Origin of the sequence: Streptomyces showdoensis (assembly GCF_039535475.1) — a bacterium.
GTDB lineage: Bacteria > Actinomycetota > Actinomycetes > Streptomycetales > Streptomycetaceae > Streptomyces > Streptomyces showdoensis.
On sequence record NZ_BAAAXG010000012.1, the window covers coordinates 479,673 to 503,585 of the forward strand.

Annotated in this window: 16 protein-coding genes, 1 tRNA gene and 2 pseudogenes; 8 read left to right on the forward strand and 11 right to left on the reverse strand. The window is 74.2% G+C overall.

Annotated features, from left to right (window positions below; all coding sequences use genetic code 11):
• Positions 1-153: 153 nt before the first annotated feature.
• From ABD981_RS08875 to ABD981_RS08900, 6 genes are all read right to left on the reverse strand, one after another.
• Positions 154-1,848, reverse strand: a complete 1,695-nt coding sequence (locus ABD981_RS08875; protein WP_046909474.1) for a S8 family serine peptidase — start codon at positions 1,846-1,848, stop codon at positions 154-156.
• Positions 1,849-2,643: 795 nt separating this feature from the next.
• Complete coding sequence (locus tag ABD981_RS08880; protein WP_046909453.1) at positions 2,644-3,492, reverse strand: GNAT family N-acetyltransferase; 849 nt, start codon at positions 3,490-3,492, stop codon at positions 2,644-2,646.
• 316 nt (positions 3,493-3,808) lie between these two features.
• Entirely contained in the window at positions 3,809-4,702 is an 894-nt protein-coding gene (locus ABD981_RS08885) for an NAD(+)/NADH kinase (RefSeq protein ID WP_046909452.1), read from the reverse strand.
• Positions 4,699-5,703 (reverse strand): SPFH domain-containing protein, encoded by a 1,005-nt coding sequence (locus tag ABD981_RS08890; RefSeq protein WP_046909451.1) that lies wholly within the window; start codon positions 5,701-5,703, stop codon positions 4,699-4,701. The genes ABD981_RS08885 and ABD981_RS08890 overlap by 4 nt, the downstream gene beginning before the upstream one ends.
• 124 nt (positions 5,704-5,827) lie before the next feature.
• Complete coding sequence (locus tag ABD981_RS08895) at positions 5,828-6,895, reverse strand: DMT family transporter (protein WP_046909450.1); 1,068 nt, start codon at positions 6,893-6,895, stop codon at positions 5,828-5,830.
• Entirely contained in the window at positions 6,892-7,641 is a 750-nt protein-coding gene (locus tag ABD981_RS08900) for a phosphatase PAP2 family protein (RefSeq protein ID WP_123954732.1), read from the reverse strand. Before ABD981_RS08900 ends, ABD981_RS08895 begins: the two co-directional genes overlap by 4 nt.
• Positions 7,642-7,871: 230 nt before the next feature.
• On the opposite strand from ABD981_RS08900, the gene ABD981_RS08905 reads away from it, so the two are divergent.
• The 3 genes from ABD981_RS08905 (at position 7,872) to ABD981_RS08915 (ending at position 10,653) form a co-directional block, all read left to right on the forward strand.
• Positions 7,872-8,501 carry a TetR/AcrR family transcriptional regulator gene (locus ABD981_RS08905; RefSeq protein WP_046909448.1) on the forward strand — a complete coding sequence of 210 codons (630 nt, stop codon included), beginning with the start codon at positions 7,872-7,874 and terminating at the stop codon, positions 8,499-8,501.
• A gap of 29 nt (positions 8,502-8,530) precedes the next feature.
• On the forward strand, positions 8,531-8,911 hold the full coding sequence (locus ABD981_RS08910) for a DUF488 domain-containing protein (RefSeq protein WP_046909447.1): 381 nt from the start codon (positions 8,531-8,533) through the stop codon (positions 8,909-8,911).
• Between the two features lie 461 nt (positions 8,912-9,372).
• A complete protein-coding gene (locus ABD981_RS08915; protein ID WP_046909446.1) occupies positions 9,373-10,653 on the forward strand; it encodes a cytochrome P450 in 1,281 nt (426 codons plus the stop codon).
• Here ABD981_RS08915 and ABD981_RS08920 read toward each other — a convergent pair.
• Positions 10,643-11,137, reverse strand: a complete 495-nt coding sequence (locus ABD981_RS08920; RefSeq protein ID WP_240495323.1) for a DUF309 domain-containing protein — start codon at positions 11,135-11,137, stop codon at positions 10,643-10,645. The two genes, ABD981_RS08915 and ABD981_RS08920, sit on opposite strands and share 11 nt — an antisense overlap.
• Before the next feature lie 117 nt (positions 11,138-11,254).
• Here ABD981_RS08920 and ABD981_RS08925 point away from each other — a divergent pair.
• A tRNA-Pro gene (locus ABD981_RS08925) sits at positions 11,255-11,328 on the forward strand.
• Between the two features lie 213 nt (positions 11,329-11,541).
• On the opposite strand, the gene ABD981_RS08930 is transcribed toward ABD981_RS08925, so the two are convergent.
• Positions 11,542-12,021, reverse strand: coding sequence for a BlaI/MecI/CopY family transcriptional regulator (locus ABD981_RS08930; RefSeq protein WP_046909444.1), 480 nt, complete (start codon positions 12,019-12,021; stop codon positions 11,542-11,544).
• 397 nt (positions 12,022-12,418) lie between these two features.
• Positions 12,419-13,189, reverse strand: a pseudogene (locus ABD981_RS08935) (MHYT domain-containing protein); the annotation flags it as partial.
• 347 nt (positions 13,190-13,536) lie between these two features.
• On the opposite strand from ABD981_RS08935, the gene ABD981_RS08940 reads away from it, so the two are divergent.
• From ABD981_RS08940 to ABD981_RS08955, 4 genes and pseudogenes are all read left to right on the forward strand, one after another.
• The gene (locus ABD981_RS08940) at positions 13,537-15,162 is read left to right on the forward strand and encodes a PAS domain-containing protein (RefSeq protein ID WP_046909442.1); all 1,626 of its coding nucleotides are present in this window, start codon (positions 13,537-13,539) and stop codon (positions 15,160-15,162) included.
• A gap of 496 nt (positions 15,163-15,658) precedes the next feature.
• Positions 15,659-16,954 (forward strand): annotated as a pseudogene (locus ABD981_RS38780) (PAS domain-containing protein); the annotation flags it as partial.
• A gap of 514 nt (positions 16,955-17,468) precedes the next feature.
• Positions 17,469-20,024: a galactose oxidase family protein gene (locus tag ABD981_RS08950; RefSeq protein WP_240495322.1), complete on the forward strand. Its 2,556-nt coding sequence runs from the start codon at positions 17,469-17,471 to the stop codon at positions 20,022-20,024.
• A 226-nt stretch (positions 20,025-20,250) separates the two neighbouring features.
• Positions 20,251-22,062 (forward strand): trypsin-like serine peptidase, encoded by a 1,812-nt coding sequence (locus tag ABD981_RS08955; RefSeq protein ID WP_123954729.1) that lies wholly within the window; start codon positions 20,251-20,253, stop codon positions 22,060-22,062.
• A 174-nt stretch (positions 22,063-22,236) separates the two neighbouring features.
• Here ABD981_RS08955 and ABD981_RS08960 read toward each other — a convergent pair whose 3' ends face one another.
• Positions 22,237-22,755: a GNAT family N-acetyltransferase gene (locus ABD981_RS08960; protein WP_046909441.1), complete on the reverse strand. Its 519-nt coding sequence runs from the start codon at positions 22,753-22,755 to the stop codon at positions 22,237-22,239.
• Between the two features lie 12 nt (positions 22,756-22,767).
• Complete coding sequence (locus ABD981_RS08965; RefSeq protein WP_123954728.1) at positions 22,768-23,823, reverse strand: AraC family transcriptional regulator; 1,056 nt, start codon at positions 23,821-23,823, stop codon at positions 22,768-22,770.
• Between the last annotated feature and the right edge of the window lie 90 nt (positions 23,824-23,913).

A 23,913-nucleotide genomic window follows, 5' to 3' on the forward strand; every position in this document is an offset into this window, starting at 1 on the left:
CAGTCCAGGCCCCATGTCCGGCATACGGACAGCGGGCTCCGGTCGACGGTCCGTCACCGGCACCAGGAAGCGCCCGTGGTGTAGACCACGGGCGCTTCGCTGACCAGCGGTGATGCTGGTGTGGGGGGTGATTCTGAAAAGAACCCGAGTGATTTAGAAGGTCAGGCTCCACGAGTCGATGTAGCCGGTGTCACCCGAGGCCACATCGCGGACCTGGAGCTTCCAGGTGCCGTTGGCGACCTCGCTGGACGCGTCGACCGTGTAGGTCGCCAGCACGTTGTCCGCGCTGTCGGACGAGGAGGAGGCCTTCAGGTTGCGCACGGTGCCGTCGGGGGCGACCAGGTCGATGACCAGGTCACCGCGCCAGGTGTGCTTGATGTCCACGTCGACCTTCAGGGCGGCCGGGGCGTTGCCGGTGCGGCCGGTGACGGCGATCGAGGAGCTCACCGTGGCGTTGTCCGCGATGGTGACGTCGGTCGCGTTGGTGAAGACGGTGCCGGCCGGCGGGGTGGTGGTGACCGCGTCGACCGTCTTGGCGGCGTCCGCGATGCCGGTGCCGCAGCCGCCGGTGCAGGTGCCGGGCAGCGGGCGGGCGTTGGTCTTGATCGCCGACTCGATCTGGGCCGGGGTCAGCGTCGACTTGGCCGACTTCAGGAGCGCGGCGAGGCCGGCGATGTGCGGGGCGGCCATCGAGGTGCCCTGGTAGGGCTTGTAGTTCTCGGCCGACTGCACGGTGGTGCCGGAGTTCAGCGTGGAGTAGATGCCGTTCTCGGGCGTGGTCACGGTGCCGGGGGTGTCGGTCGCGCGGCGGGTCTCGCCGCCGGGGGCCGCCACGTCCACGATGGAACCGTAGTTGGAGTAGAAGGACCGGTTGCCCTCACGGCTGGTCGACGCCACGGTGATGACGCCCGAGCAGTTCGCGGGGGTGAAGCCGGACGCGTCGGCGTTGCTGTTGCCCGCGGCGACGACGACGGTGGTGCCGCGCGAGACGGCGCCGTTGATCGCGTTCTGGTAGACGCTCGGGCAGGTGGCGCTGGCGCCGCCCAGGCTCATGTTGATGACCTTGGCCGGGGTCGGGTTGGCCGGGACGCCCGGCACGGTGCCGCCGGAGGCCCAGGTGATCGCGTCGGCGATGTCCGAGGAGGAGCCGCCGCACTTGCCGAGGACGCGCACGGGCTGGATCTTCGCGTTGTACGCGATGCCCGCGATGCCCTTGGTGTTGTTGGTCACCGCGGCGATGGTGCCGGCCACGTGGGTGCCGTGCCAGGAGGAGTTGGAGGCCTTGGAGCCGGTGCCGCACTCGCCGTCCGTGGCGTTCCAGTCGCCCTCGTCCTTCGAGTCCGCGTCACGGCCGTTGCCGTCGCGGGCGTCGGCGGAGGTGGAGATGAAGTCGTAACCCGAGACGACGTTGGTCGCCAGGTCCGAGTGGGCCGCGTAGCCGGTGTCGATGACGGCGACGGTGACGCCCGAGCCGGTCGTCTTGTCCCAGGCGGTGGGCACGTTCATGCCGCCGGTGGGCTCGAAGAGGTCCCACTGCTTCGCGTAGTCGGTGTCGTTCGGCGTGACCGCCATGGCGTACGCGCGGATGTCCGGCTCCACGGAGGCGACCTGCGGGTCGGCGCGGAAGGCGGCCATGACCTCGGCGACGTCCTGCTTGGTGGCGGAACCGCCCAGGTCCACCAGCGCGGCACCGCCGGCCAGGCGGCGCTCGAAGGAGAGCTTCTCGCCGGTCTCGGCGGCCTTGTCGGCCGCGTCGGTCTTGGCGGCCGTGTTCGAGCCGGCCTCGGCGGACGAGGACTTGTAGGTCACGATGACCTTGTCGACCGGGGCGCTGGGCAGCGCGGCCATCGACTGGGAAGCCGGGACCGGCTTCGGGGTGGCAGCGGCCGGGACGGCGGCGAACGCCCCGGTGGTGGTGGCAGCGGCGCCGAGGATCGCGGCGCTCGCGACGACCACGGATATGACTCTCCGCCTGGAACCGTTCAAGGTGTGGCCCTTTCGAGTACGACGTGAGTGGAGCAGTGGCGGCGGCGCGGGACACGCGGGGCGAAGTGGGGTCGCGACCGTCGTCTCCCTGGGCGTGGGGGCCCGTGCGCCGCCACCGGCGCGACGGCCCGGGTCAAGGCCGTCCCCGGCGGACATCAGCCACCCTTCTCATGCACCTGACAGGTACGGAGAGGGGAGGAATCCGCCGGTGCGGCAGACAGTAGGGAACGCCGAGGTGAACTCGATACGGGGAAAACCCTTGTCACCCCTCGGGGGAGGGAGGGGGGAGGGCGGGGGAGCGGCTCGGGGAGAAGGGGGAGCCGAGAGGTTTGCGGGGCCGCGGCCCGGCGGAGCGCGGGCGTGGGGGCGGATGCCCGGTGCGTGGGGAGGGGCGCCGGAGCGGGCGAGGGGTGCCCGGGGGAGCGGTGAGGGTCGGCCCCGAGGGACGGCCCGATGCGTCGGCCGGGCGGGCGGGATGGGCCGGATGTGCCGGATGTGCTGGATGCGCCGGATAGGCCGATCCGGCCGAGTGCGCCGAGTGGCCTGAAGGTGCGAGGCCGGCGGAACGGGCAGGGTGTGCGGTCGTGCGGGGGCGGGGCGTCCCGGGTGCGGGGCGGGCGGCGGACGCGGGGTGCCGCCGCCCACCCGGCCTCCGGGTCAGCCGAGTTCGAGGGTGGTGACCCCGAACACCCGGTCCCGTGCGACCGGGCGGATCGGCCCCGTGTACATCCGGGCCGTCTCGAAGGTCGGCTCCAGGCCCCGCTCCCCGGCGAGCCGGGCCGCCGCCGGATTGGCCTCCGGCACGTCGACGGCGATCCGCTCCGAACCGAACGAACGGGCCTCCGCCGCGAGGGCGTCCAGGAGCGCCGCCGCGTCGGCGGGGGTGTCGGCGAAGAGGGGCCCGATCCGGGCCTCCTGCTCGGCGGGCCGGACCACGCCGTAGCCCGTGACGCGCCCGTCGGTCAGCCGGACCAGCGCGCGGTGGCCCGGCGTCGCGAGCCAGGCGGCCAGGAAGCGCGGGCGCTCGGCCGGGTGGCAGGTGGCGTCGTACGCGGCGAGGGCGGCCGGCTCCACCCGGTCCACGGGCACCACCCCGGCCACCGCCCCCTCGGGCGCGGGGACTTCGCCCACGAAGCGGGCGGTCCGGTAGGCGGGGGCGAAGCCGGACCGGCGGTAGTTGTCCTGCTGGGCCGGCACCCCGTCGAGCCCGACGGTCCGCCCGCCCGCGTGCGCGAGCGCGGCCCGCCAGGTCGCCAGGCCGTGGCCGAGACCGCGCCGGTCGGGACGGACCAGGTAGAACCCCAGGAAGGAATAGGAGTCGTCGTAGTTGACGACCGAGATCGCCGAGACCGGCTCCCCGTCGATCCGCCCCAGGAAGAACCCCTCCGGGTCCTGCGCGAAGAAGGCGGGAGCGTCGGACACCCCGGGGTTCCACCCCTCGTCGGCCGCCCAGTCGCGCACCAGCGCCCAGTCCTGGAGCGAGGCCCGGGAGATCTGCAGGGTCATGGGGGTCCCTTCGGTGGAGCTGCGGTGGAGCACGGGCGGATCACGGCGAGAGCGGGAGAGGGGAGCCGCCGAGCATAGCGGCGGGCGAACGCCCTCTGACGTACCGCCGTCGCTTTCCGGCCGACTCCCTGCGAAGCCGTCAGGAGCCGTCAGAAGCCGTCAGGTTGTCCGGAGCCGTCAGGTTGTCCGGAGCCGTCCGGAGCCCGCCGGGCAACCGCACCGGAAACCCCGGACGTCCCGCCGGGCACCCGGACCGGAAACCCCGGACGCCCGCCGGGCGGACGACCGCCGGCCAGGCGGCTTCGCGACCGCCGGTTCACCCCACCAGCCGCAGTGCCGCCTCCGCGATCCCGACCCGTACGGACTGGCCCCAGGTCAGCTCCAGGGCATCCGCCTCCATCCCGTCCCCGAACGCCACCAGCCGGTCCGACTCGACCACGAGCCGCAGGGTGTCCCCGGCCCCGAGCAGCCCCTCCACCCGCCCCGTCCCGGAGGCCGGCGAGGGCCAGGCCTCGCGCACCGACCAGGCGAGGCCCGGCGCGGTCGGGGCGGGCAGCGGTACGGTGCTGGAGCGCTGGTGCCAGAGGGAGCGCAGCCAGCCCGTCGCGCCCGTGCCGGTGCCGACGATGACGCCCGAGGAGGCCTGCCGCTCGGCCGGTCCCGCCGGCGCCTGGAGCGTGTAGCGCGCGGTCTGGTGACCGGGCGCGCCGACGTACACCTCGTTGAGCGCGAGCAGCCGCTGCCCGTCGTCCGTGACGGCCTCGGCCATGGTGAGGCCGTCCACCGCCGTCCGCACCCCCGTGGCGGACGGCAGCAGCCGGCGGGCGTCGGCCGGGCGGTGGCGGACCAGGACCCCCGGGTTGCGCCCCGGGTCGACGTCGATCCCCACCACCGGCTGGCCGGACAGGTACTTGGCCGCGTTGGCCACCAGGCCGTCCTGCCCGACCACCACGACCACGTCCTCGGGGCCGAAGAGGAAGCGGTCGAGGTCGGCCCGCTCGACCCGGGCCCGCCGCCACCGCAGCGGCACGGCGGCGGCCACCTCGGCGAGCGCCCGGACGGTCCGCTCGTGGCGCTCGTGCACCTCCTCGACGGAGCGGCCCCGCCCGGCCAGGAAGAACGCGGCCTGCCCGTGCGTCCCGTGCCGGGCGAGCAGCTCCTGGTACTCCGTGGTGCGGTGGACGAGCACCGCGCGCGGGGCCAGGCTCACGCGCCCGCACCTCCGCCCAGCCGGGCGAGCAGCCCGGTGAGGACGTCCGGCGACAGCGTGAGGTGCTCGATCCGGGGCAGCTGCTCGGCCGCCCGGGTCGCGGCGAGGGCGTGCAGCGTCGCCGCCGGGACGTCCGCGTGCGCCCGCAGCCAGGCGGTCTGCGCCTCGGCGCGCGCCGCGCCGACCTCGCGCGCGGCCTCCGCCTCCGCCCGGGCCAGCCGGACGGTGCGGGCCGCCTCGGCCTCGGCCCGTACGGCGTCGGCGGCGGCGCTCTCCTCCGCCTCGCGCCGCGCGTTGATGCCCCGCTGGTCGACCAGCCGCTCCTCCTGCCGGGCCAGCTCGATCTTGCTGGCCAGCTCGTTCTCGGCGATGGCCCGCTCGCGCTCCACGGCGACGGCCCGCCGCTCGTAGGTGGCCCGGTCGGCCTCCTGCTGGATCTGCTCGCGGGCCGGGGTGCGCAGCGCGCGCTCGACCTCGGGCTCCGGGCGCAGGGCCACCACCCTGACGGCCACCACCTCGATGCCGGTGTCCGGGAGCCGCGGTTCGGCGGCCAGTCCGGCCGCCATCCGCTCCCGTACCGCCGTGACCCCGTCGACCAGTGCCTCGGCCAGCGGGATGCGGGCGAGCACGTCCAGGGCGTGCTGCTGGGCGCTCTCGGTGAGCAGCCCGGCGATCTGCTCCAGCGGGGTGCCGCGCCAGACGCCGGTGTCCGGGTCGACGGAGAAGTCGAGCCGGGTGGCGGCGGCGCCGGGGTCGGCGATCCGGTACGTGACGGTGGACTGGACGCTCACGTCCTGGAAGTCGGCCGTGCGGGCGTGGAAGGCCATCGCGAGTTCGCGGTCGTCCACCGGCACCTCGGAGAGGGCCGCGGAGAGCGCGCGGAACCAGAAGCTGAGTCCCGCCCCGTCGTGGACGATCCGGCCGCCGCGGTGGTGGCGGATGTGGGCGGTGGGCGCGGAGCGCAGATGGCGCCAGCCGGCCCGCCGGGTGATGTCGGCCATGGAGGACCTCCCCTTGTCGTCAGTGTGACGATAGGGGTCCCGGTCTCTTGTCGTCAAGATGACGCGATGGGGAGGGGGGAAGGGCGGGAAGGGCGGGAAGGGCGGGGCTGAAGGGAGACGCCGCTCAGCGGACAGGCTCCGGTACGGGTACGGGTACGGGCGTGGTCACGGGTACGGATACGGGCGTGGTCACGGGAACGGGTACGGGTACGGGCGTGGCCGGGAGGTCGGTCGCGAGGCCGGCTTCGCGCGGGGTGGACGCGCTGCGGGTGGGCGGCACGGGGCCCGGGCCACCGGTCGCGTCCGTCGCCGTCCCGGGGCCGGTCTCCGTCCCCAGGCCCGTCGTCAGGAGGACGACACCGCGGGCCGCCACCAGCGACGCGGCGGCGGCGACCACCCAGCCCCAGGCGCCCGCGCGGAAGGTCTCGCCCAGCAGGGCGACGCCGATGACGGCGGCGGCGGCCGGGTTGGAGAGGTTGACGACCGCGAGCGGCGCGGCGAGCCCGCCCCGGTAGGCGGCCTGGGACAGCAGCAGCCCGCCCACCGCGAACGCGGCGATCAGCACCGCGAGCAGCGCCGTCTGCCACCAGCCGGCCGGCCCGCCGGGCAGGTCGCGGGCGAGCGCCGAGGTCAGGGTCTGGGTGAGGGCCGAGCCCACCCCGGAGGCCATCCCGGACGCGGTGGCGTGGCCCAGGCCCCGCCGCCGCGAGGCGGTCCCCTCGTGGGCGCGCGAGCGGGAGGCGAGCAGTCCGATGAGGAGCATCGTGGCCGCCGTGACGACGAGGGCCTCGCGCAGGTTCAGCGCCTCGCCGGGGGCGGCGGGCCCGGTCACGGCCACCAGGCCCACCAGGCCCACCAGGGTCCACATCGCCCCGCGCCACTCCGCGCGGGTGACCCGCCGGTGCGCGCCGTACGCGCCGATCGGCAGGGCGGCGACGAGCGTCAGGGCGCCCAGCGGCTGGACCAGGGTGAGCGGCCCGTAGTGCAGCGCGGCCACGTGGGCGAGGGCGCCGGCGGCGTTCAGGCCGACCGCCCACCACCACTGGGGGCGGGCGAGCAGCCGGCGCAGCGCGCCGGGGCCGCCGGCGGAGGCGGAGGCGAGCCGCGACTGGGCGACGGCGGCCAGGGCGTACCCGGCGGCGGAGACGAGCGAGAGGAGGATCGCGACGGCGGTCCCGGCGGCGGGGTTCATCGCAGGGCTCCGGCGGTGACGGGGGTGAGCGGGGCGAGGGGGCTCGGTCCGGCCGCCCGGCCGGGCGCGGGCACGGCGAGCAGCGCGAGCGCGAGCAGGACGGCGGCGGCGAGGGCGTCGAACCAGTAGTGGTTGGCGGTGCCGACGATCACGAGCAGGGTGAGCAGCGGGTGCAGCAGCCACAGCACGCGCCACCGCGAGGAGGTCGCGGCGATCAGCCCGATCGCGAGCATCAGCGCCCAGCCGAAGTGCAGGGAGGGCATCGCGGCGAACTGGTTCGCCATCGAGTCGGCCTCGGGCGTCGCGCCGTACACGGAGGGCCCGTAGATCCGGGCGGTGTCGATCAGGCCGCTCTCGGCGAGCATGCGCGGCGGCGCGAGCGGCAGCAGCAGGTGCAGGGCGAGCGCGGCGGCGGTCAGCAGGGCGAGGACCCGGCGCGACCAGACGTAGTGGGCGGGCCGGCGCCAGTAGAGCCAGGCCAGGAAGGCGAGGGTGGCCGGGAAGTGCACGGCCGCGTAGTACGTGTTGGCGGCCCGGACCAGGCCCTCGCCGTGCAGCAGCAGCTGCTGGATCGTTCCCTCGCCCGGGAGGTGCACCGCGCGCTCGAAGTCCCACACCCGGTCGGCGTTGTGGAAGGCGCGGGTCTCGTGCCCGTTCGCGAAGAGCCGGCCGAACTTGTAGACGAGGAAGAGCGCCGTGACGAGCAGCAGCTCGCGCACGAGGGGCGGTCTGGGGGTAGCCGCCATCCCCGGTCCGGCAGGACGTGGTCTCCGTATCCCGCGTATCCCGGCAGCCATGGCGTGGCCCCCTTTTTCCGTCAATTCGGACAGCAAACGGAGGAACTCTAGATCCGAATTCATCGAGACGCAAGCGTATCGATACGTTTGCGTCTCGATTGTGCACCCCCTACTCTCGTATGTGCAGAGTTGTGCGGAGACAGCTGTCCGCTGGGTACGGGGTGTCCGGGAGGAAATCGATGTCCACGCAGGCCGCGACCGCCGCCGCCGCGAGGCGGGGCAAGCTCACTCCCGAGCGGGAGACGGAGCTCTACGAGGCCGTCATCTGCCTGCTCCGCGAGGGCGGCTACGACTCCGTCACCATGGAGGGGGTCGCGGCCCGCACCAAGTGCGGCAAGGCCACGCTCTACCGTCAGTGGGGCACCAAGCCCCGGCTCGTCACCGCCGCCCTCGACAAGCGCCGCTGCGCCGTCTTCACCGGCATCGACACCGGCTCCCTCGTGGGCGACCTGCGGGAGGCCGCGGGCGTCGCCGCCTCCCGCCGCGACCGCGACGCGGAGCTGATGGAGGCCGTCAGCCAGGCCTACATCCAGCACCCCGACCTGCGCGCGGCCCTGCGCGAGACCGTCATCGAGCCGGAGGTCGCCGCCCTCGACGCGATGCTGCGGCGGGCCGTCGAACGCGGCGAGATCGAGGCGGACAACCCCGCCATCGGCTTCGTCGCCCCCAGTTTCCTCGGCATGCTCCGCATCGAGCGCCTCTTCGAGGACCGCTTCGCCGACCCGGACACCCTGCGCCTCTTCGTGGACGCGGTCCTGCTGCCGGCCCTCCGGGTGCGGTCCGCGCCCGGCGACCCGTCCGAGGTGTGAACCCCCCGGCCGTCCGGCACCCTGAACCCATGCCCGACACCTCATCCGCCCCCCGCGTCCGCGTGCGGCGGATCTACGAGCGGCCCGAGCCGGACGACGGACTCCGGGTGCTCGTCGACCGCCTCTGGCCCCGCGGCCTCGCCAAGGCCGACGCCCACGTCGACGAGTGGCCCAAGGCCCTCACCCCCTCCGCCGAACTGCGCCGCTGGTACCACGGCCCGGAAGGGGAGTACGAGGAGTTCCGCCGCCGCTACGCCCGCGAACTCGCCGAACCGGCCGCCGCCGAGGCCCTCGCCTCCCTGCGCGCCCGGACCGAGGAGGGCCCGGTGACCCTGCTGACCGCCGTGAAGGACCCGACGGGGAGCCATACGTCGGTGCTGGTGGAGGCGCTGGAGGAGCACCGGGGCTGAGGCCGGTCCGGCCGCGGACGCGGACCGGGCCGGGCCGGGACGGCGGTCCCACCGGCCGGTGGCAGCGTAGGGGCGTCAGGGGCGCCCGTGCCGCACCCTCACCCCTTCCCCACCCCGTCCCTGCCCCGTCCCGCGACCCGCCCCGTCCCGCGACCCGCCCCGTCCCGCGACCTGCCCCGTCCCGCGACCTGCCCCGTCCCGCGACCTGCCCCGTCCCGCGACCTGCCCCGTCCCGCGACCCGCCGCGGCCCGTCGCACGTCCGAGCCGTTCACGCCACCTCCCGGTGGCCCCCTGGCCACCGGGCCGTGCCCCCGGCACCATGGGCGCCAGGGCCTGCCGCACCGGTGCGGCGGCGCACCGCACCCGCACGGGGGCGGCGCGCCGGACCGGGCGGCGCCGCACGGCGGCCCGTACGACAGTGGACGTCCCACCCCGCACCCCGACCGCGAGGAGGCACCACGTGGACCCGACCCCCGACCAGGGCCAGGCCCAGCGGGAACGGCACGCCGTGCTCGACGCGCTCCAGCGCGACCCGTACCCCCTCTACGCCCGGGCCCGGCGCGCCGAGGGCCTGACCTTCGTGCCCGCCCTCGACGCCTGGCTGGTGGCGCGCGACGCCGACATCCGGGAGGTGCTGCTGCGGCCGCAGGACTTCTCGTCGGCGCAGGCGCTGCGCCCGGACGTGCTGCCCTCGCCCGCCGCGCTCGCGGTGCTCGCGAAGGGCTTCGCGGCCCGGCCGACCGTCGTCTCCACGGACGGCCCGGCCCACCGCCGCCACCGCGCGCCGCTCAACAGCGGCCTGTCGGCCGCCCGTACGGCCGCCCTCACCCCGTACATCCGCCGAGAGGCGGACGCCCTCGCGGCCGCCTTCGCCGACACCCTCGCCGCACACGGCCGGGCCGACCTCATGGCCCACTACGCGCGCCGCCTGCCCGGCGCCGTCATCGGCAGGCTGCTCGGCCTCGATCCGGCCGACGTGCCCGCCGCCGTGCACGGCTCGTACAGCGCGGAACGACTGCTCTTCCGGCCGCTCCCGGAGGAGGAACAGGTCGCCGCGGCCGAGGACGTCCTCGGCCTCCAGCAGCTCCTCGACGGCTACGCCCGCGACCGGCGGGCCCGGCCCCGGGACGACCTCATCAGCACCATGGTCGGCGCGTTGGCGCCCGACGCGGGGCTCGGCCCGGGACCGCGCGAGCTCACCCCCGACCAGCGCTGCGAACTCGTCTCCAACCTGCAGAACCTGCTCATCGCGGGCCACCTCACCACCACCGCGCTGATCGGCGGGACGGTCCTCCACCTCCTGCGCCACCCCGACCAGTGGCGGCTGCTGCGCACCCGGCCCGAGCTCGTGCCCGCCGCCGTCGAGGAGGCCGCCCGCTACGACACGGCCGTCCAGGGCTTCCGCCGCACCACCACCCGCCCCGTCGTCCTGGCCGGCACCGAACTGCCCGCCGGGGCGACCGTCTTCGTCGCGTACGGCGCCGGGAACCGGGACCCGGCCCGCCACCGGGAACCCGACGCCTTCGACATCACCCGCCCCCACCCGCAGCCCCGCCACCTCGCCTTCGGCCACGGCCCGCACGGCTGCCCGGGATCCCAGCTGGCCCGCCTCCAACTCCGCTCCACCCTGGAGGCGTTGACCCGTCGACTGCCCGAACTCCGCCTGGCCGACGGCCCTCCGCCGGTGATGCGGCCGACCCTCATCCACCGCTCGCCCGAGGAGCTGCTCCTCACCCGCTGAGCGGCAGCAGCCGCGGCGCCTCCGCCGCGGCGTCCGGCACCGGGGCGCCGGCCGTCTCCACCCGGGCGGCCAGCTCCCGGCCCCACGCCACCACCCCGGCGACGTCGAGTCCGTACGTCACGGCCCCGGGGCCGTCCGCGTACCCGGCGACCCGCTCCGCCCCGCGTCGCAGCAGCCGCGCGCCCCCGGTCGCGTTGCCGCGCGCCGCGTGCGTCAGCCCCACCGCGAGCTGGGCGAGCCCCTGCCACAGATCCCGCTCCCGGCCCGGACCCGACTTCCAGGCGTCCTCGAACACCTCGTGCGCGTGGAACGGCATCCCGGCGTCCAGCAGCCGCTGCGCCTCCCGCACCGTCTCGCCCGGCGCCCGCACGACCCCCTCCGGCTGCCGCGCCACCCCGGTGGCCCCGTACGGCAACGGCCGCCCGAGCCCGTCCCGCGGCCGGGCGCTCCGCGCCCGCCCGTCCCCGTCCCGATCCCTGTCCATGCCCTCATTCTCCGCCGCCCCCATCCGGTGACACCCCGTGTGGTGATCCACCCCGTGAAGTGAGGTAATGTTCTCTTGCACGCAGCCGCGGGGGACAGACCCGGGGCGGTCGGGCACCGGGACGTGGCGCAGCTTGGTAGCGCACTTGACTGGGGGTCAAGGGGTCGCAGGTTCAAATCCTGTCGTCCCGACTCGAAAGAGTCGTCAACCGGAGGCCGTTTCAGAGAGATCTGGAACGGCCTCCGGTCTTTTCCGGGGTCGGCCGCGCACGGTGCCGCGTCCCGCCCGGTTAACTATCTTTAAGGCATCAGAAAGCAACAGTTAACCCCACCCACGCACATCGGCACCCTAAGATGGCATGTGCCGGGGTCCCCGAGAAGCGGGAGGGCCGACGACGGCACCGGTCACCGCGCGGGCGCCGCCGCGGTGTAGAAGACGGAGGACCCCTGCTTGCTGCGGTGGGCGTGCCCCTTGGCGACGAGGTTCTCCAGGGACGTGCGCACGACGGTGGTCTGGATGTGCCGGTCGCGGTGCCGCTCGCTGAGCGCGGTCGTCACCTCGGTCGCGGAACAGGGCGTGCTGCTCGTGGCCAGGTAATGGCGGATCAGCTCGACGAGCGTGACCTTTCCGGCCCCGGAACTCTTTCCGTCCTTCGCGGCCTTCCCGGCCTTCTGCCGGGGAACCTGGCGGCCGGCGCCCTGGGCGCCCGCCTGAAGGGCCTGCTGAAGGTTGAGCAGAACGCCGTGGTCGTGCATCAGGCCGTCGAGTTCCGCCGTCAGGCGGGCCAGCTCGGCGCGGATGCGCTCCTGTTCCGCCACATTGCGCTCGAGATCCTCGGCGACCTTGCTGCTGTAAGCGGACGTGAGTTCCGTTTCTCCCGGCATGCTTCTCTCTTCGTCGAATGGAGTCGGAGGCGCATGACGCCGCCCCGTCGCTATTCCGCCGTCCGCTATTCCGCCGGCCGCTCTCCGTTCCTCGGGAGAGGGCTCGCATCAGCGGTGTCGCGCGACGGCGGGCTCGCCCCAGGCCCCGCCCGAGCTGCGTCGACGCGAGGGCGCTGAGTCGCGACACGTCGCTGTGCCTGCTGCCGGGTAAGCCGACGACCACTCTAAGGCATCGTCTTCACATACTCGGTTTTCGATCGCGGGCATGCCATACGGGGAGCATTATTGGCCGTACGACCAATTTCGATCTAAGAAATTGCAATGTAAACGAAAATGCCCGCTTCGACCGGTGGAACCACCGGGAAGCGGGCGCGGGGTGACCGGCCGCGGTCGGTCAGCGGCGGGCGCTCGGCACGCGCCGGTCGATGTCGGCCTCGTCGTCGCCCAGGATCAGCAGGGGGTCGAAGACCACGATCGTCCCGGCCACGATGAGGAAGGCCAGCGCTCCGACCAGCGTCGGCAGGACGACCGCGGTCGACCCCGTCCCGGCGGCGGCCGTCGTGTGGGTGTGGAGCTGCACGGAGAAGGCGGCCATGCCCGTGTAGTGCATGCCGGTCACCGCCACCCCCATGACCAGGCTCGCGCCGATCGCGGCCGACAGGCCCCGGACCGAGACCGCGGCCCAGAGCGCCGCGGTCGCGGCCACCACCGCGATCAGCACGGAGACGGCGACGGTCGTCGGGTCGTACCGTACGGTGCCCTCCATCTGCATGGCGGCCATGCCCGTGTAGTGCATGCCGGCCACGCCCAGGCCGGTGAAGAGGCCCGCGGTCAGCAGGACGGGGAGGCGGGTGCCCCGGTAGACGACGGCGCTGACGCCGACACCCACGGAGACCACCGCGAACAGCAGGCTCGCCAGGGTCAGCGGCCCGTCGTAGCCGATCGCGGTCTCGCGCACCTTGAAGCCGAGCATTCCGATGAAGTGCATGGTCCAGATGCCGCATCCGATCGACGCCGCCCCCAGGGCGAGCCACCCCGGCATCCTGCGCCCGCTGCGCACCGACCGGACCGTGCACCGCAGCCCCAGCGCGGAGCCGAGGCAGGCCATGATGTATCCCGCGACCGGAGTGATCAGCCCGTAGCTGTAGCCGTCGATCGTGCCCTGCATGAATGTTCCCTGGCCGTTGGTGAAGTGGATATGTGTCAGGCCCCGCAAGGCCCCGGCGGACTCTACATGACATATGTCTTGCGTCTGTCCCGCGCTCCCGGGATTTGATGGCACTATCGACGTCTTCCTTAACGAAGTCCTAAGCGTGGACGCGAAGACATATGCGGCTGCTTCTCCTGTGTTTCCATGTGGCGGTGGCACAGGGCATATGACCGGCAGTGGCCGGGCGCCGGCGCGGCTCGCACGGATGCCGGGGAACGCGGGCGGGAAGCCCGCCGCCGCTCATGCCCTGCCCCGAAGACGTGTGAGAGTCCAGGGACGGCCTGACAGGCAGGAAGAAATCAGCGGTGAACTTCGAGAACAGCCATGCGGTGCTTTCCCTCGTCGAGGGGGCGGCGGTGCGCGTCCGGGCCCGGCCCCACGAGCACGTGCTGGACGTCATTCCGGACGCCGTGCTGGTCGTCGACGACAACGGGACCGTGGTCAGGGCGAACCTGGCGGCGGCCACCCTGCTCGGACGCGAACGGCACGCGGTCGAGGGGCGGGGCGTGCTGGACTTCCTGCCGTCCTTCGACTGGAACCTGACCCGCCTTCCGGCGGACCCCGAGTCCTCCGCGGGCCCGCCCGCGGCCCGGCTCCGGACCACGGCCCGGGCCGCCGACGGCCGGAGCTTCGCCGCCGAGACCGGGATCGTGCGGCTGGACCGGCACGCCCGGCACGAGGGCCTCCCCTACGGCTCCGCCCTGGTCGTCTCCCTCCGGGACCTGACGCCGGACGAGGACGCCCGGGCGGCGCTGTCGCGCTCCCTCCTCCAGGCGGAGGCCGTGCTCCGGACCGCCGACGAGGCGCTGATCGGGACCGACGCGGAGGGCAGGATCAACCTGGTCAACCCGACCGCGGCCCGTCTGCTCGGCGGAAGGGCCGCCGAACTCGGCGGACGCGAACTGCTCTCCGTCCTCACGTCCGTCGGGCACGACGGCGAGCCGCTGGACGAGGAGGACGCGCCGCTGGCCCGGGCGCTGAGCGACGGACGGGCGAGCAGGATCCCCGCGCAGGAACTGAGGACGGGCGACGGCACCCGCCTGGCGGCGGACGTCTCCGTCCATCCGGTCACCGAGGACGGCCGGAACGTCGGTGCCGTCGTCGCGCTCACCGACCGCCGCCCCTACGAGAACCTCGCCGACGAGTACGTCGCCGCGCAGCTCCGCTGCCTCCGCAACCACAAGGCCGAACTCGAACGGCAGCAGCAGCGCACCGACCGGGCCGTGGACCGCACCCGCGAGCTCACCGAATTCCTCTCCGGCCCGCTGACGACGGCGCTCCACCACCTCCACGCCGAGCTGGGCCGGCTCGTGGACGACGGCTCCCGCGCGCTGTGGCCCGAGGCGACCGGAAGCCTCGAATCCCTGGCCGCCGACGTCCGCATGACGATGGCCCTCGTGGACACCCGGTCCCAGCCGTACCCGCACGACAGCACGCCGGTGGGACCGCGGCGCCGCACCGTGCCCATCGACGACGTGGTGCAGGCGGGGGTACGGGCCGCGGCGGCCTTCGCGGGGCCGAGCCGGGTGCAGTTCTCGGTCCACGCCCCGAGGTTCTTCGTCCATGTGGACCCCGAGGACATGACGACGGCCGTCGGCCGGCTGATAGCCGACGTGATCCACACCGACGCCGAACCGGCGGCACCCGGCCCGCACCACGTCTTCGTCGCGGCCCTCCACCAGCGCAGCCTCCTGCGCATCGAGGTGCGCGGCCCCTACAACGGCGGCGCGCCGGAGCACTTCGACGTCGTCCAGGACATCGCCACCGCCCACGGAGGGACGCTGCGCACCCATCGGGCGCCGGGCGTCAGCGGCAGCACCTACGTCCTGGAGCTGCCCTCGGCCGTCCAGGACGAGGTGGTGGCCGGCGCGGAAGAGACGTCCGCGGCCGCCCTGCGGCCCACCGGCCGGCACCGCTCCCTGACGGCGTAGTGGACGCCGGGAGGCGGGAGGGTTCGGCGGGGAGCGCGAGAGGCTGGGAGGTACACGGCGCGGACGACCGAACGGGGGAGACCGGACCGTCCGCGCCGTGTGGGTGCGTGCCGGTGACGCCCACCCTTCAGCGGGGGCGGAGGGCGGAGGCGGAGGTGTTCCAGGAAGACCGGAATTCCTCGGGCACGCAGAAGAAGTATGACACAGGTGTTCGTCGCATGTGTCATATGAGGCAACGGATGTGACACCTCTTCATGCCATGGGACGGCACCGCGACTCCCGTCTCATCCCCGCCTGATCGCGACCTCAAGGGTCTCTTAAGAAACGCCGGCCGGCGCTTCCGCGGCTCCTATATGCCATCACCGGATGGTTAGGTTCCAGCAGCTCACCGCATCACCGCTAGGCCTCCCCTCATCACCGCGCAGGTCCGGGCGTCCCGACCGCCCGGCACCGCACGGCCCCTGCCGGTTCCAAGGCCCGGAAAGGAAACGTCGCCATGGTCCTGTCCTTCCCCCGAGGCACTGCCCGCCTCTCCGCCATACTCGACGCCCTCCCCGACGGTCTCGTGCTCGTCAACCGCGACGGCACGGTCGTCAACGCCAACACGATCGCCCTGGGCATGTTCGAGACGCCCGGCACCACGCTCATCGGGTGCGGGGTGCTCGACCTGCTGCCGTCCTTCGACCTGCGCCTGATCCCCGGCCCGCCGCGCCGCGCCGCGGCCGCCGACGAGCGGGGCCGCACCGAGCCCACCCGGATGATCGCCCGCCGCACCGACGGCAGCGAGTTCCCGGCCGAGTTCACCTGCGCCGGCCTGGAGGAGGGGAGCGAGGGTGACCCGAACCGGAGCCGCACCGGCGACGAACTGCTCATGCTGGTGGTACGGGACCTCACCGGCACCCTCGACGCGGAGGCCGAGCTCGCCCGGTTCCGGCGCCAGACCGAGATGATCCTGCGTGCCGCGGACGAGGGCGTCGTCGGCACCGACACCGAAGGGCGCGTGGTCCTCGTCAATCCGGCCGCCGGGCAGATCCTCGGCTACCGCGCCGACGAGTTCGACGGCGCCGAGCTGCACGCCCTGATCCTCGCGCGGCGCGCCGACGGCAGCCCCTTCCCGTACGCCGAGTCGCCGCTCGCCGACACCCTCAGGTCCGGCCGCAAACACCGCGTTCGCGGCCAGGTGCTGTGGGCGAAGGCCGGCGAGGGGGTGCTGGTCGACCTGACCACCGCGCCGGTACGGGACGGGGAGCGGCTGGTCGGCGCCGTCATGACCTTCACCGACCGCAGGCCGTACGAGGAACTGGTCGCGCGGCACACCGCCGAGCGCGAGGAACTGGTGCAGCGGTACGACGCCCTCGCCTCCCGCTGCGCGCAGCTGACCGCCGCCCTGGCCGGGTTCGGCCCGGAGCGGACGGGGCCGCCGGACGTGCGCCGTCCGGAGCCCCGTCGGCGGGAAGCGGCGACGACGGCCGCCGTCACCCGGCACCCCACCACCCTGGGCACCATCGTGACCGCGGGCATCGACAAGGCCTCCGAGCTCACCGGGGCGCACCGGACGCGGTTCGCCGTGCACGCGCCGCCCGTGGTCGTCGCGCTCGATCCCGTGCGCGCGTCGACCGCCCTGGCCCACCTGATCGCCGACGCGTCCGGAGTCACCTCCACGGGCGCGACCCACCCGTACGCCGGGGCCGCCTCCCGCGCGGACGACACCGTGGTCATCACGGCGGCGCTGCGGGGCGACCGGCTGCACCTCGAGATCTCCGGCCCCCGGGCGGTCAACGACCCCGCCCACGTACTCGTCGCGCAGCGGATCGTCGACGCCCACGGCGGCGACCTCACCGCGCGGGAACACCCCGGGGGTCCCGGCCTCACCTACGTCATCCGGATCCCTCTCGCGCCCGCGCCCCCGCCCGCCCCCGCGGTGCCGTACCTCGCGCACTCCCGGCCGCCGGAGGCCGTCCAGATCCCGGTCGCCGGCTCCTGGATCATCGGCGCCGCGGTCGGCGCGCACCGCGACCGGAAGGCCGCCCGCTCCCGTCCGTACGCCCTCGCCGCCGAGCCCGCCGCGCACGTCCGCGGCGGCGGCGACGAGGCGGCGCAGCAGCGCATCGTCCATCTCCTCGCCAGGATCAGGAGCCACTCCGCCTGACCGGTGTCCCGGCTCCGGCCGAGGACGGCCGAGGCGGGGAGACCGCCGCCCGGACGCGCTTCGCGTCAACTCCGTCACCCCACGGTTGTTTTGGACCGCGTTGCCCGTATCTTCTAGGGGCCCGTACGTCTGCTCACGGCTCGCCCAGGAGGTCCGCTTGCAGCCCAGACGCGTCCACGCCCGTGCCCGAGCGTTGCGCCGTTCCCCTCTCCTCATAGGCTTCGGCCTCGGCTCGCTGCTCGTCGGAGTCACCCCGTGGCTCGGCGTCGCGAGCCCGGGGCCGGGCGGCCCGGCGCCGACCCCCACGGCGGCCGTGCCGTTCAACCAGCGGACGGCGCAGCAGTCGCCGCACCACGGCCTGGCCCCGGCGAACGCCATGGAGCCGGCGGCCCCGGTCCTGTCCCGGACCGGATGGACCGCCACGGCCAGCGACGAGGAGACCGTCGGCGAGAACGGCCGCGCGGCCAACGTCCTCGACGGCAAGGCGACCACCCTCTGGCACAGCAGGTGGAAGGGCACCCCGGCCCCGCTGCCGCACAGCATCACCCTCGACATGCACCGCACGACGGTGGTCTCGGGGCTCATCTACCAGCCCCGCACCGACAACAAGGCCAACGGGCGGATCGGCGAGTACAGCATCAGCGTGAGCACCGACGGGCGCACCTGGGGCTCTCCGGTCGCCACCGGTACCCTCGCGGACGACGCCTCCGCCAAGACACTCGGATTCGCCCCGCAGGGCGCGCGGTTCGTCCGGCTCACCGCCTCCACCGAGGCCGGCAAGCGCGGCCCGTGGACCTCCGCCGCCGAGCTCAACCTGCTGGGCGACCCCGGCACCCCGGCCGCCACCGTCGACCTCCCCCGGACCGGCTGGACCGCCACGGCGAGCGACGAGGAGACTGCCAAGGAGAACGGCCGCGCGGCCAACGTCCTCGACGGGGACGCCGCCACCCTCTGGCACAGCCGGTGGTCCGGGACCCCGGCCCCGCTGCCGCACAGCATCACCCTCGACATGCACCGCACGGCGGTCGTCTCGGCCCTGGTCTACCAGCCCCGCAGGGACAGCCCGAACGGCCGCGCGGGCGCGTACACCGTCACCACCAGCACCGACGGCACCACCTACGGCGCGGCGGTCGCCACGGGCACCTGGCGCGACGACGACACCGTCAAGACCGCCACCTTCACCCGCGCCACGACCGCCCGCTTCATACGCCTGACCTTGACCCGCGAGGCCGGCAACCGCGGGCCCTGGACCTCCGCGGCCGAGATACGCCTGAGCGGACCGGCCAACCCCGCGGCCCACGGCTCCTGGAGCAGGATCACCGGCTTCCCGCTGGTCCCGGTGGCCACCGCGGTCCTGCCCGGCGACAAGCTCCTGGCCTGGTCGGCGTACGCGGTCGACCGCTTCGGCGGCAGCAACGGCTACACCCAGACCGCGATCCTGGACCTGAAGACGGGCAAGGTCACCCAGCGCCGGATCGACAACACCGGCCACGACATGTTCTGCCCGGGCATAGCGATGCTCGCCGACGGCCGGGTCCTGGTCACCGGCGGCAGCAACGCGGACAAGGCGAGCATCTACGACCCGGCCACCGACGCCTGGTCCTCGACCACCAGCATGAACATAGCCCGCGGCTACCAGGCCATGACGCTGCTCTCCACCGGCGAGGCCTTCGTCCTCGGCGGCTCCTGGAGCGGGACCGCGAGCACCGACAAGGCCGGTGAGGTCTGGTCCCCGGACACTCGCACCTGGCGCAAGCTCCCCGGCGTCCCCGCCGCCCCGGCACTGACGGCCGACCCGGCCGGACCGTACCGCGCCGACAACCACATGTGGCTGTACGCCACTTCGGGCGGCAAGGTGCTCCAGATGGGTCCGAGCAAGCGGATGCACTGGATCACGACCACCGGGGACGGGAGCATCACCTCCGCCGGCGACCGGGCCGACAGCCCGGACGCCATGACCGGCAACGCCGTCCCGTACGACATCGGCAAGGTGCTCACCCTGGGCGGCTCGCCCGGCTACCAGAACACGCCCGCCACCCGGCGCGCGTACACCGTCGACATCGACGGGGACCAGGTCCGGGCCGCGCGCACCGGCGACATGGCGAACGCCCGCGCCTTCGGCAACAGCGTCGTCCTGCCCGACGGAAAGGTCGCCGTGTTCGGCGGGCAGGCGTTCCCCGTGCCGTTCAGCGACGCCACGTCCGTGCTGACCCCCGAGCTGTGGGACCCGGCCACGGGCAGGTTCACCCCGCTCGCCACCATGGCCATCCCGCGCAACTACCACAGCGTGGCCAACCTGCTGCCCGACGGCCGGGTCTTCTCCGGCGGCGGCGGCCTGTGCGGCGACTGCGCCACCAACCACGCCGACGGCTCCGTGTTCACCCCGCCGTACCTGCTCAACGCGGACGGCTCGGCCAAGGCGCGTCCCGTCATCACTGGCGGCGTGCCGCCCCGCGCCGCCGCCGGCAGCTCGCTCACCGTCGCCACCGGCGGACCGGTGGCCTCCTTCGTCCTGATGCGGGCCGCGGCGGCGACCCACTCCACGGACAACGACCAGCGGCGCGTCCCGCTGACCTCCACGGCCGCGGGCACCGACACGTACACGGTGTCCCTCCCGGCCGACAAGGGCGTGGTCCTGCCGGGCACCTACATGCTCTTCGCCCTGGACGGCCACGGCGTGCCGAGCGTCGCCCGCTTCATCACCGTCACCTGACGGCACGAGACCGGAATCGGCCCCCGGCAGGTCACCTTGCCGGGGGACCTCCGCGAGGTGCCCCCGACCGGCGGCTGTGCGGGGTTCCGCTCCCTCCGGAGGCGATGCGGCTCCGCGTGCGGCTTCCCCCGACGGTGTGATGTGGTGTCGACTCGACGGCGGCAGGCGATTTCCCTCACCCGCAGGATGTGCAGTGGACCGAACGTTTTCCCGAAGGAGCGCGATCGTGCTGATCGCCCTGGGCATGGTCGCGCTCCCTGTCGGCCCGTACGCGCCGGCCCCGGCCCGGGTGACGGGACGGCAGCAGGCCTCGGCGGACGCGTCCTCGGCGCACGAGCCCGCGGAGGGGTTCTGGACGCCCGACCGGATGGCCGGCGCCCGCCCCCTTCCTGAGGACCGGGACGGCCCGCCGGAACGAGCGGCGGCGTCCGGAACGGCGGACGACGGCATGCGGGCGGCCCGGACGGACGTGGAGGGCACCCCGTTCGACGGAGTCCCCTCCGTGGGGACCTTCTTCTCCTACGACGAGCCCTCCGACACCACCTACGCCTGTACCGGCAGCGTGGTCAGCAGCCCCGGCCGGAACCTCGTCGTGACCGCCGGTCACTGCCTGACCGAGGAGGCCACCCGGTACGCCTTCGTGCCGCAGTACCGGTACGGCCGCCGGGCGGAGGAACAGCCCTTCGGCGTGTTCGAGGTCGAGCGCCGGTTCGTCCATCCCGCCTACGTGCCCGGCAGCAGGAGCGTCCCCGTGTCCGGTCTGGACACCGCGTTCCTGCGGGTGAAGCCCAACGCACGGCACCAGCAGGTCGAGGACGCGGTCGGCGGCGGGAACACGCTCGCCCGGCCCGCGTCGTACACCGGCCGCGTCACGGTGATCGGATACCCCGGCCCCGAGCACAACCCCACCGGGCGGCCGATCCGCTGCGATGCGGCCACCACCCCCCTGCCGGGGTACGCGCAGCTGCGTATGGAGTGCGGCGGTTTCTACAGCGGCGTCTCGGGCAGTCCGTGGATCGCCGACTTCGATCCGCGGACCCGGACCGGCAAGGTCGTCGGTGTGCTCGGCGGGTGGAACGGGGGCGGCCCGTCGGACGACGATCCCGGCGTCTCCTTCGCCGTGCCCGCGGAGGAGGCCACGTTCCGGTTGTACGACGACGCCGTCCACGACCGGACACCCCGGCGCACGGAGCCCCCGTACCACCCGGGTGGCGGGGAGACGTGGCAGCAGGCCCGTCAGATCGCGTCCGGCGACTTCGGCGGGAGCGGCGGCGGGAGCACGGGCGGGAGCGGCGGCGACAGCGTCGTGGTCTGGGCCGACGGCGAGGTGACCCTGTTCCGGGGGGACGGGAACGGCGGGTACGCGGGCGAGGAGCGGCTCGAGCCGCCGAACGACACGTGGCAGCACGTCAGGTCGATGACCGGGGGCGACTTCGACGGCAGCGGCCGCTCCGAGCTCCTCGTCGTCTGGACCGACGGCGAGGTCTCCCTCTACCCCGACGTCTCGCCCGGAAAGCCGCTGACCGGGGAGCGGACGCTGGCCCCCGCCGGATCGGTCTGGGCGGACGCCGCCCATGTCGCCGGCGGGGACTTCGGCACCTCCGGCCGCGCCGCCGACCTCCTCGTCGTGTGGAAGGACGGCGAGCTCTCCGCGTACACGGGCGTCGGGGAGAACGGATGCGGCACCGAGCACACCCTTCGGAACCCCGACCCTTCCTGGCGGGAGGTCGAGGCCGTCGGCGTCGGCGACTTCGACGGCCGGGGCCGCCGGGACGTGGTGGTCGGCCGCGCCGACGGCGAGCTCGACCTCTACGCCGGCACGGGCCCCGACTCCCTGGGGGACGAGCACGTGCTCCGGCCGCCCGGGGACGCGGGACCGTCGGGGGTCCGCCTGATGACCGTCGGATCCCGCCTCCCGGGAGGCCGCGCCGACGACCTGACGATCACCCGCCTCGACGGCGGACTCACCGACTACGTCGGGACGACGACGACCGCGCTCGGAACCGCGCGCGTGGTCGTGCCGCCCGAGGTGAGGTGAACCGGACGGCCGACCCGCGCAGCCCCTCGCCGGCCGGCCCGGCGGCGTACCGCTCGGACGGATTCCCCCGCCCCCCGGTCCGACAGTGCGGGCAGGTCCTGCGGTCTCCCTGCGGTCCCCCTACTGTCCCGCTGCGGCGCGCAAGGCGCGAATCGCCTTCCCGCGCAGGGAAGTTCACCCTTGGGGGAGCTCCTTCTCCAGCAGCGTGAAGGACTTGGGCGCCCCGCCCGGTTGCGGCTTGCCCTCCTTGTGTCCCACCACGCGGTAACCGGCCTTCCGGTAGTAGGCGTTGAGCGGGGCGTTGCCGGCCAGGCAGTCCAGGCGCACGCGGCTCCGGCCGGTCTCGGCCACGCGGTCCTCCGCGGCCGCAAGCAGCCGCCGCCCCGTGCCCGGCGCGGCGGTGACCCGGTCCACCATGAGCCGGTGCACGTACCCGGCGACGGGCGGCTGGGGGCCCCAGGCGTCCTCGTCCCGCCACCAGAGCTCCCAGGCGCCGACCACGTGCCCGGCGCTCTCCGCGAGCCACACCTCGTCCCGCCCCATGATCCGGCGGAAGTGCTCCTCGTCCAGCTCCCCAGGCCGCCACTGGCCGGTGATGCCGCCGGCCAGCATCCAGCGGGCGGCGTCGTCACGCAGGCGGACGAGGGTGGACAGGTCGGCCTCGGTGGCGGGGCGTATGCGCAGGTCGGTCACCCGGGGATCCTTTCACGCCCGCCGGACCGCGGGGTGGGGCCCGGCCGCCCGGCGCAGGGCGGTGGGCGTGTGGCCGGTCCAGCGGAGCACCGCGCGGCGCAGGGCGCGGGCGTCGGCGTAGCCGTTGCGGTCGGCGATCGCGTCGACCGACAGGTCGGTGGTGCGCAGCAGCGCCGTGATGCGCGCACGGCGTACGGCTTCGAGCTCGGCCGTCCAGGTGGTGCCGTGCTCGTCGAGACGGCGCTGGAGCGTGCGGGGGCTGACGGTCAGGCGTGCCGCCGCCGCGGCCAGCGTCGCCTCTTCGCCGCCGGCCAGGTCCTTGAGCGCGGCGCGGAACATGCCGAGCCAGTCGTGCAGGGGGATCGCGGTGGCGAAGGACTGCTCGGCGTGGCTGCGCAGCACGGCGGACAGGCCCGGCTGGAAGTGCGGCGTCGGGCTCCGCAGGTCGCCGGCGTGGAAGGTGAGGGAGCTGACCGGGCGCTCGAACTCTATGTTCCGGGTCGCGTAGAGGGCCTGCAGGGCGTCATGGCGACGCGGCGCCTCGGTGGCGAGGGCGACCCGGACGGGAACCAGCTCCTTGCCCAGGGCCGTACTGAGCCGTTGGCGGATGAGACCGAGTGCGTACGCGCGGATGGCCGAGGCGGCGTCGTAGCTCAGGTCGGCGGCGTTGACGTGGCTGAGGGTGATCTCCCCGTCGGCCTCGCTCACGAGCATGGTCTCGGTGCCGGGGTCCGCGACGCCGGCGAGGAACTCCGCGCCGTCGCGGAGCCCTTCGAGCGGAGTGGGCGCGGAGGTGAGGAGGTAGTCCCACACTCCGAGCTGGCCGAAGCGCGTCTGCTCCATCATCAGCTGGGCGACCTCGGTCCAGGGGGCCTTGGCGACCATCAGCTCCCAGATGCGGATGTTCGTGGACGCCGGGGGCCGGTACTGGTCACCGTTCAGGTGCACGGGGTCCATGCCCAGCAGGTGGGCGTAGCGGTCCTTGGGGACGCCGAGACGGTCGGCGGCTCTGGCGTTGATGCGGGTGAACGCGGCCGTCGTGGTCCCCGGAAACGTATGCGATGACACGAGCGGCGACTTTAGGCCAGCGGGTTCCCGATGATCACGCCGCGGAACAAGAGTTCGTCAATCCGCTTGGCGCGAGAAGTCCCCCCGATG